Origin of the sequence: Phyllobacterium sp., assembly GCF_037994405.1 — a bacterium.
Classification (GTDB): Bacteria; Pseudomonadota; Alphaproteobacteria; order Rhizobiales; family Rhizobiaceae; genus Phyllobacterium.
Genome location: NZ_JBBNAN010000190.1, coordinates 1 through 9,149, shown reverse-complemented (window position 1 = coordinate 9,149; position 9,149 = coordinate 1). Strand labels below are relative to the sequence as shown.

At 61.6% G+C, this 9,149-nt stretch carries 6 protein-coding genes; 3 read left to right on the top strand and 3 right to left on the bottom strand.

All coding sequences use genetic code 11. The annotated features are described in order from the left end of the window. The 3 genes from AAAC48_RS10780 to AAAC48_RS10770 form a co-directional block, all read right to left on the bottom strand. A partial coding sequence (locus AAAC48_RS10780; protein ID WP_340654168.1) for an adenylate/guanylate cyclase domain-containing protein occupies positions 1-2,346 on the bottom strand: 2,346 nt, incomplete at its 3' end. Between the two features lie 304 nt (positions 2,347-2,650). Further along, positions 2,651-3,766: an FAD-dependent oxidoreductase gene (locus AAAC48_RS10775; protein WP_340654167.1), complete on the bottom strand. Its 1,116-nt coding sequence runs from the start codon at positions 3,764-3,766 to the stop codon at positions 2,651-2,653. 19 nt (positions 3,767-3,785) lie between these two features. Further along, entirely contained in the window at positions 3,786-7,199 is a 3,414-nt protein-coding gene (locus AAAC48_RS10770) for a LodA/GoxA family CTQ-dependent oxidase (protein ID WP_340654166.1), read from the bottom strand. 503 nt (positions 7,200-7,702) lie between these two features. Between AAAC48_RS10770 and AAAC48_RS10765 the strand changes: the two genes are divergently transcribed. From AAAC48_RS10765 to AAAC48_RS10755, 3 genes are all read left to right on the top strand, one after another. Then, complete coding sequence (locus AAAC48_RS10765; protein ID WP_340654165.1) at positions 7,703-7,921, top strand: hypothetical protein; 219 nt, start codon at positions 7,703-7,705, stop codon at positions 7,919-7,921. Beyond that, complete coding sequence (locus tag AAAC48_RS10760) at positions 7,918-8,751, top strand: carbohydrate ABC transporter permease (RefSeq protein ID WP_340654164.1); 834 nt, start codon at positions 7,918-7,920, stop codon at positions 8,749-8,751. The genes AAAC48_RS10765 and AAAC48_RS10760 overlap by 4 nt, the downstream gene beginning before the upstream one ends. A 30-nt stretch (positions 8,752-8,781) precedes the next feature. After that, on the top strand, positions 8,782-9,149 hold a 368-nt coding region (locus tag AAAC48_RS10755; RefSeq protein ID WP_340654163.1), incomplete at its 3' end, for an ADP-ribosylglycohydrolase family protein.

Here is a 9,149-nt window from a genome sequence, read left to right as displayed (position 1 = left end):
GCCCCGGACCGCTACGAAGAGCTCTCCGCTGTCGTTTAACTTCTCGCACAACTGGCGCGCTGCAGAGAACGCACAAAAAACTTCAGGTGCGCCCCAACCTTTGACCGCCATTGCGGCCACACCAAGGGCGTTCTGTAAGTGCAACTCGAGTCTCAAACGATCCTCGTTGGCAGGTAGGGTGGTAACCACTTCCAACCCCTTGTGCAGGTGAGCCAGAGCTTCGATGTTCGCCGAACGCTTAAGCGCCAGCTGACCGGCCTTCAGCCAATAGCTTCCTGCCCGATATGCCAGGCCGCCCTCCATGCAGTGATATGCGATCGTCTCGGGCTCAACCTCGGCAACGTCCTGGAACTGCGTCTCCAGCGCAGCTGCAATAGTCGCGTGGATTTGCTGTCGCCGACTCTTGAGCAGACTCTGATAGGCCGCGTCCTGTACAAGTGCATGCTTAAAGGTATAGCTTGTCTCCGGAACATCGTTGCTTCGAAAGAGAAGTCCAGATTTTTCGAGTTGCTGAAGGTTTGATTTGAGCAGGGCGGCATCGGACCCTATTATCGCAGCGAGGAGTCTGTGGTGGAAGACACGGCCTATGCATGCCCCGACTTGGGCAACGTTCTTGACCGAGGACAATCTGTCGAGGCGTGCCATCAGCGAATCCTGCAGGGTCGACGGTATGACGAGCGAGGGCAATGTGCCCGACCGTTGATCGGGATCGCCGTCTTGGCGAAGATCCGACTCAAGAACGGTTTTGGTCAGCTCCTCGACAAAAAGCGGCACGCCTTCGGTCTTAGCTAGAATCTGATCTTTGACCTGCGATGGGAGAGTCCTGCCGCCGGCTACGCGGTCGATGATAGCCGCTCCCTCATCGCGCCCAAGACGGCCAAGCGACATCGCCGTCACATGCGGCAATTCCAGCCAACGCGGTTGGAATTCGGGTCGAAAGGTGACGATCAGAAGAACGGGCAGGGTGCGCGATCTATCGATGAGCATGTCGAGCCATTCGCCCGTCGTCGGGTCGATCCAATGCGCATCCTCGACGATCATGAAAACGCGTTGTCTCGACGCAATGGCTTCGATCTGCGCCCCGAGCGCGCGCAGTGTGTGGAGCCTCTGCGCTTGTGGAGTCAGGTCGATCGGTGCATAGCGGCCAGTGATGTCGATTGACAACAGCGAGCCGAGGAGCGGGCCCACCTCCATTACGTCTGGCATCACTTGGAGGAGGAGTGCCTCGAGCTTTTCGAGCTTCGCGCTGGTGCCGTCGCTGTTGGCAATTCTCGCGGCGCGCTCGAGCTGCCTGGCAACGGGGTAGAGCGCGGTGTTCATGTGGTAGGGGGAACAGAAGTAGCGCAACCGGGCGTGCGGTTCGGCGCTCAGTCGCTCCTCCAACGCGGCGGTCAGTCGCGACTTGCCGATGCCGGGTTCGCCTGACAGTATCACCGCTTGGCCTTGCCCTATCCGAGCCTGTTGCCAGCGTCGAAGCAGAAGCTCCAATTCCTCGGTTCGTCCCACCAGCGGCGTCGCGTCGCGATGCAATGCATCAAAGCGCCCCTCGGCATCGGACTCGCCGATGATGCGCCAGGCGGGGACGTGAGTTGCAAAGCCCCTGAGCCGCTGGAGACCGAGATCAACCATCTCGAACAATCCGACAACCAGGCGGTGGGTACCTCCCGCAATCACGACGGTGTCAGGCTCGGCCATCGCCTGCAACCGTGCCGCGAGGTTTGGGGTCTCGCCAACGACGGCCTCTTCCTGCGCCGATCCTTCACCAATCAGGTCGCCGACCACGACAAGACCTGTCGCGATGCCGATACGGGCAGAAAGAGAATTGCCCGAGGGAGTTGTCAACCTGGCCGTCGCCGTCGCGGCTGCCAGGCCCGCGCGGACGGCACGTTCGGCATCGTCTTCATGTGCCGTCGGCCAACCAAAATAGGCAAGCACGCCGTCACCCATTAACTTGGCAACATACCCTTCGTATCGCGCAATCTCCGCTGACACAGCACTTTGGTAGGCACGCAAGACGCTGCGCATTTCCTCCGGGTCGAGCCGCTGTGACAACTCTGTCGAACCCACGAGGTCGATGAACATCACGGTCAGCTGCCGGCGCTCTGCCTCGCGTTCCAGCGGCGCTGGCACCTGGGCGGACGCGGAACTCACTGGCGACATAGTGTCGTCGACCATTCCGACAATCGCCGCCAGAATCTTGCGACGCGGCCCGACGGGTAAACCCAGCTCCCTCAGATCGTTTTCTGTGAGATGCCGAAGCGCATCCATATCAACTTCGTTGGCGGTGAACGCCCCTATGTACTTGTCCAGCCCTAACTGGGCCAGCCAAGCGGCGATGTCCGGCATGACAACTACCTCGCTGTGGCAAGCATACCACGGCTGGCGCGCCGCACATAAACACTCTGCAATTCGTGCGGCTGAACTCCTCGACGCGCAGCCTGTTTGTCGAGTCCGCCCCCGCCGCGTGGCGTCTGCACCGCCTCGGCCGCTTCCACGATCGGAGTCAGGAAAATCGGCATTCAGTTCGGATTCAATCATTAATTTGGAGGGCCATCAGTTTCACGCCTCAATGACCGCAAGGCGTGCGTGCCGTGCTGGCGCATGCCGCATAACCCCAGAGAAATTACCGGTCTCTCACAGCGCGCCCACGTCATTGGCTGCTCGCTGCCATCTCGGTCAGCGCAGCGGCGCGCCGATGCCAGAAAGGAGATTCCCGCCAACGCTGTTCGACGCCGTAGTACTGCGCACGCTCGTGCAAGTACGTGGTACATTCGAAATCACGGTCGGCCTCGTACGCTTCAATGGCGTGTCGTGTCTTGCCGTCGAGCAGTGCGAGCGCGGTCTCGGCACCGGCGCGGGCGGACCGCAACGCGCGGACGACACCGCTGCCGGAAATCGGATCAACGGCCAGCGCGGCGTCGCCCACCGCGATCCAACGCGCGTCGAATTCACTGCGGCGCAGACGCTGGCTAAGCGAGGAGAAAACGCGCGGGCCCCACAGCACCGTGCCGGAGACCCGCGCAAACGTTTTCGGGGCACAGGCGAATAGCTGGCGCCAACGAATCCGCGCTGACAGGCTGGCGCGCCCACACAGATCGCCGTCCGTCATCAGCATCGCCATCATGCGATCCTGGGGCACCGGTGCGGAATACCACCACCCATCGGGCGTCGTTTCTACCAGGATATAGCCTTCGCGCGACGTGTCGATGTCACCGAACAGCGTCGCGACCCCCACCAAGCGGTCGAAAACGATCCGTTGCGCGCCGACCCACCGCGCCAGATGGGCCGCACGCCCGGTGGCGTCGATCAAAACGCGCGCGCGCAATGGGGTCGGATCGCCAGCATGGTTCAATCGAAGCAGCCATCGGCCGTCGTCCGCTGCTTCGCAAGAGGCGAGCGCCGTTCCGCACCGCAGTTCGGCGCCAGCCATCACGGCGGCCTCGGCGAGCATCCGGTCGAACGCCAACCGATCGACATGCCAACCGCAGCCGTAGGGGTTGATCAGATGCGAGTGCTCTTGCGCTTCGGCGCTGCCCCAGACACTGCGCGTGCCGTACGAAGCCAAGGGCGAGAGGGCCATGAATTGCGGCCATACTCCGAGCTCCACCAGCAAGGGTTGTGTCGCGGGCGCAAGCGATTCACCGACGCGCGGCGCTTCGAAACGCGACCGTTCCACTAGCACGACGCGGCGGCCATGCTGCGCGAGTCGCCGCGCTGCGGCCGCGCCGGCTGGGCCTGCACCGACGACGGCTACATCGAACTCCATCGCCATTCCGGGTGTCGCTCTACTTGCAGTGGCGCTCGCCCCGGCAGAGCTCGTCCAGGCACTTCCGTGCATGATCGAGGTCGATGCCGAGAGCGCGCAGGCGCTTTTCCAGTTCCGCGCTCAGCGTGCCGTCGCGCTGAAAGAAGCAACTCAACAGCTCGCACAAACGTGCATCACGGTCTCGCAGGTAGTCGACGATGATCTGGCCAGTGCTGCCGCGGTCAGACACCTGATCGCCGCCGCGCCAGACCGCGCCCGTCAGAGTCCTTTCGCGCGTGAAAGGCTCGCCGCTCAGCGTCGTGCCGCTGGCGCGGATCCGAAAGCGATAGACGCCCGGCCTGGCGGTGGTGAAATGCGCCGTGAATTGTCCCGCGTCCCCTTCCGGCATGGCGATCGTCGTCGCGCTGCCAGCGGGCGGTGTTACCTCGGCCCAGACCTGCGCGTGGCCGGCCAGCGGAATGCCGGATTGCGCCAAGGCTGCATGCAGAGTCATATGCGCGCCCGGCACGAAACTCGCTTGCTCGACATGTGCCTGCAGCGACACGTTCGAATAGGCATGAACGATGAGGCTGTAGGGCAGGGTGCGTAGGCCCGGCGCTGCGGCACCCTGGGTGCCGACGCCCGCCACCATGGCGGCAGCGAACTGCTCCGCCGCCAATATACTGGCGCGCCGCGCCGCCGCGCCGTGTGCGGGCGCGATGGGGGCCTGGGTCGGCCGCGCAAACATGGTGTGCCGAATTGCCGAGTCGCTACCGTCGCGGGTATCGCCCCGCTCGAAACGGGGCCGACCGATGGTAACCAGAGCGTGCCAAGTGCCGCCGGCATCAAAGCGATCGGCCATGAACTCGATCGGCAACGCGAGCCGGTAATAACTGACGCCATCGGACAAGACGAAGCGCATGCCGGGCTCGGACATTGCACGCCAGGGTTCGATGATTTGCCCGCTCGGCGTCTGCACCCGAAAGTCGACAATTTTGGCGTATGGCGTGAGCAGGATGACATCGACCCCTGCGTCGCCGGCCGTCAATTGAAACGGTATGCGTTCCACGCGGCCTGGGAGCAATTGGCCCTCAGGGTCAAGCACGACCTCGGCGTTGCTGATGCCTGCGAGGATCTGCAGAAAGTACTTCTGCAGCAGGAACCGGTTGTCGGTGCCGATCGCGCCGGTGACGAGCAGATATCCACCGTTGTTGCCGGAGATGGTCTGCAGCGCGGACACGCTGATGTTTTGCGGCTGACCGAGGCCGACGGCATAAGTGAATTCGTTGATGTCAGACGCAACGTCGGCGATCATGCGCGAGCGGTTCTCCACACCATCCGTCAGCACCACGAGCGATTTGACATCGAACGCCGTGGCGGTTGAACTCAGGATGCCGCGACCCTCGAAGATGCCGTCGCCAATCGACGTCTGACCGTTCGGGTCGAGCCCGGTGCCGTTGATGATGTCCTTGGTGTTACCCCGGTTGGTGTCGGACAGACCACCATTGCCGAGTTGAAGTATCGGCTGCAGCACCTGCGCGTCCTGATTGAACCGCACGAGGCCAACGCCGTCACCTTCCAGCATCACGTCGACGAAAATATTGGCGGCCTGCTGCAACGAAGTGTGTTTGCTCTGACCGTCGCCGCGGTCCTCGGACATGCTGCCCGAGCGATCCAGCACGAGCGCGGCCGCTGCCGTCTTGCGCGCGACCGTGTCCCCGATAATGGTGATGGTCCAGCTCTGCGTACCGCCTGAATCCTGCACGGTGACCGTCTGCGGCGGCAGAACGTCGCCCGCGGCGCTCGTGCGATAGATCACCCAGAGGCGGGCCGTGGCGACGCCATTGGCCGGTGTCGGCCCAGCCGTGACCGATGTGTTGAAAGCGACCAGTTGTGGATGCGAGGGCGCGCCACCCGCCGCATATTGAAGCGTCACCGCGCTCGATGGCGAGATCACCTCAAATGTTATGGCGAGCGCGGTTTCGCGCACCATGCCCATCGGTCCCTGCGGAACGTTTTGGAAGTTGAGCAGCGGCGTCAACAGGTTGATGCTGACGAGGTCGCAGCGGTCGACTTCCACGTGCTGCGAACCCTGCTGCACGATAAAGCCGAGCTTGTGCCAGTTGTCGACCATGCCCTGTCCGCCACTGACGACGCCGCCAATAAAGGCTTGATCCGGCGTCCCCTGGCGCGTGACGTGGTTCGGGCGCGGTACGGGCCACCAATTGTCGGCACATTGATAGAAGTCGTTCTGCCATGGCAGCGCCATCACATAGGTCATGTCGCCCGGCGACACGACGCCGTGGTTGAGCCGGAACGGCTCCGAAAAATTGGACGCGACGATGATCGGACGTGAACCGCTGAGACCGCCCGCTTCAATGCCCGGAAAAAAAGCACCGCCGACGCAGGCTTCCAACGCCGCGCGGTCCAGGCCGTCGGGCGTGACATCAGCCTGCGGCGGTGGCGCGCCGGCCCAGTCGTTGGTGTAGTTGTTATTGTTCCAGCGCTCCATATGCGCGTGCTGAATCGCGGTCAGGCGGTCATCCTGGGTCCCCGAATCGTTGATCTCCGGCATGTTGCCGCCACCCCCGCCGGGGGCTTTCAGCTTGTTGAAAATGGCGTTGCGCAGCGCGTTGCTGGTCACTGGATCGGACCATGCATGGGAACCGAAGGTTCGATCGACCCAGCCCGTGTCGCGCGCCCGCTGCAGGATCGGATAAATATCCTCCGTATACCCAGTCGTCGTCGGTGCGGCCAGCAGGCCGCCATCGACCATGGCCTGCAACACACGGTCGTACAAGGTGATGACGCTCTCCTGATGCGGGGCGAACTTCGGTGGCGCAACGATCACCCAGGCACCGACCACCGCGGGTTTGGATTTGTCGGCGCGGATCTTGATTGTCGCCGTCACTGGCCCGTCGGAAACGTCGTCGTACCAGTCGTCGCTGGCCCAAAAATAGCCGTCCAGCGCCGTTCCCGCGGGCGAGCCGGACTGGCCGAATCCGCCCAAGACCAACAAGTGGTTCTCGGGATCGCTGCGAATCTCGCCGAGCGGTACGGTGGTTACCGGCGCGCCTGAAAACTTGATCTGGCCGCTGTCGAACAGTTGCTGTTGGTTCGGCCCGTTCAAGGTGCGCGTTCCTGGGTCGATGGTCAGATCGGCCGCCGATTCGCTGTTGTTGCGCCCGGGATTGGCCGCCTTGCTGTTGACGAGATGCACGGTCCACTTGATGTCGGCCTCGGCGCTGGTGATTTCCTCCACCGTGCCGTCGTCGTGATGCGCAAAGACGTGGAAGCGCGCGGCCTGCCTCTTGACGCGGCACTGCGCGTCCTTGAAGCCGCCGGTCGGGTTCGGCTGCTCGCCGATGCGCTCCGGACCGATGAAGAATTCGTGCGGGGAATTCCCGACTCGGGCGATGCCGATCGCCGGGTGAATCTTGTATACGGTTGCCATTTCTCGCCCCCATGTTCGCGACGGTCAGTGCTTGCCCAACATAAATACTGGCAAGTCGAAATAGGCCAAAAATAAACTGTTCGCGTATCTTTGAGTCTTTGGCTTAAGCGCCTTGCGCTCAAGCAAAGTTACGCACCCTGCCAGATGCCAGTGTTAATGAATTGGATATTGTCCCTAATTACATAGTATCATAATTCTAGGATGGAGTCTTAAAAAATACGGCGTCTAGTACTTATGGGCTAACTGCTGATCTTCTGTACCCAATGGTATATGAGCTGCCGCAAATGGAATTTCGTGCGTGCGACTCCTTGCCGAACCTTCCATCGCCGAATTAAGAAAATTACGATATAAGATTACCCAAAATCCGCTGCTCTTTACGACGATGAGGAGAAATGTCGCGCAGCACTTAAATGCAAGAATGCGGCAGTTTGGACTAACTGTGGCAGGGTCTTCCTCAATCTGTGTGATAGATGAACTGGGGGGCACCGTAAAGTTAATGTGACTTGGTTGGATATTCCCTGATTTTGCTGTTTTCGGGCAACGTCGAGATGAGCGATCTGCCGCCATTCTCGAGCGAAGTACTGTCGACCATGGCTTACCGCATCGCCTTCTACGACCTGAATGTCGGGCAGGCGGCGGCGGTGGCTCTCATCATCAGCCTGATCGGCCTCGTCGCGACCTCCTTCTACATCCGCCTGCAGGCGCGGGAGTACAAGGAATGAGACTGGTCGAGAGCCGCGCGACCTTGGGCATCACCTATGTGGTGCTGTTCTTCGCACTCCTGGTCGCGCTGTTCCCAATCGCCCTGTTGGTCCTCAATTCGCTGAAACCTGCTGCGCAGATCGTACAGAACCCGCTGTCGGTGCCCGAAGCCATCCGCTGGGACAATTTCGCCCGCGCCTGGAGGGATGCGCGGTTCGGCCAGACCTTCCTCAACTCGGTGCTGCTGACCGCACTGACCATCGTCCTGGTGTGCTCGAACGCTTCGCTCACGGCCTACGTACTGGCGCGCCACAAGGTGAAAAGCTGGAAGATCGTCACCTTCTACCTGCTCGGCACTACCACCGCGCCGATCCAGCTCTTCCTCTTTCCGCTCTATTTCGGCTTTGCAAGGCTCGGGTTGATCAACAACGTCTTCGCCGTTTCATTGATCTACACGGCTGTCTACTCACCCTTCGCTGTTATGCTGCTGCGGACCTATTTCCTCGCTGTGCCGCGCGAGCTCGAGGAGGCCGCAATCGTCGACGGCGCCAGTCACTGGCAAGTGTTCACCAAGGTGATGCTGCCGCTCGTCTCGCCCGGCATCCTGACCGTCGCGCTGATCATCGGCCTCTTTTCGTGGAATGAGTTCCTAATTGCCACTACCTTCCTGCAGAAGGCCGACCGACAGACGGCGGTGGTCTCGTTCTTCCTGCTCAGCGGCCAATACACTTCAGACTGGGGTGAGATCATGGCCGCAGCGCTGATCATCGTGCTGCCGGTAGTCATCCTGTTCGTCGCGTTACAGCGGCGTTTCATCGAGGGTATCGCCGGCGGCTCGGTCAAGGGTTGAAGTTTTCGTACATGCGCATAGGAGTTGGCAATGCAGGTTCCCAACGATTATCTCGAACGCGTCTATGCCGGTGTGCTCGGCAAGCTGATCGGCGTCTATCTTGGCCGGCCGTTCGAAGGCTGGTCCTACCGGCGCATCATGGATGAACTCGGCCCGATCGAATACTACGTGCACGAGCAGCTGAACCTGCCGTTGGTCGTCACCGACGACGACATCGCCGGCACCTTCACCTTCATCCGTGCGCTCGAGGACTACGGCATCAAACCCGACCTCAGCGCCGAGGAGATCGGCAAGGCGTGGCTCAACTACATTGTTGAGCAGCGCTCGATCCCGTGGTGGGGCGGCAACGGCAATTCCACCGAGCACACCGCCTGGCTGAATTTGAAGCGCGGCATTGC

Bases quoted from the DNA above. Each gene is read 5' to 3' on its own strand.
- AAAC48_RS10775 (WP_340654167.1), bottom strand. From the start codon at position 3,766: ATGGAGTTCGATGTAGCCGTCGTCGGTGCAGGCCCAGCCGGCGCGGCC.
- AAAC48_RS10770 (WP_340654166.1), bottom strand. From the start codon at position 7,199: ATGGCAACCGTATACAAGATTCACCCGGCGATCGGCATCGCCCGAGTC.
- AAAC48_RS10760 (WP_340654164.1), top strand. From the start codon at position 7,918: ATGAGACTGGTCGAGAGCCGCGCGACCTTGGGCATCACCTATGTGGTG.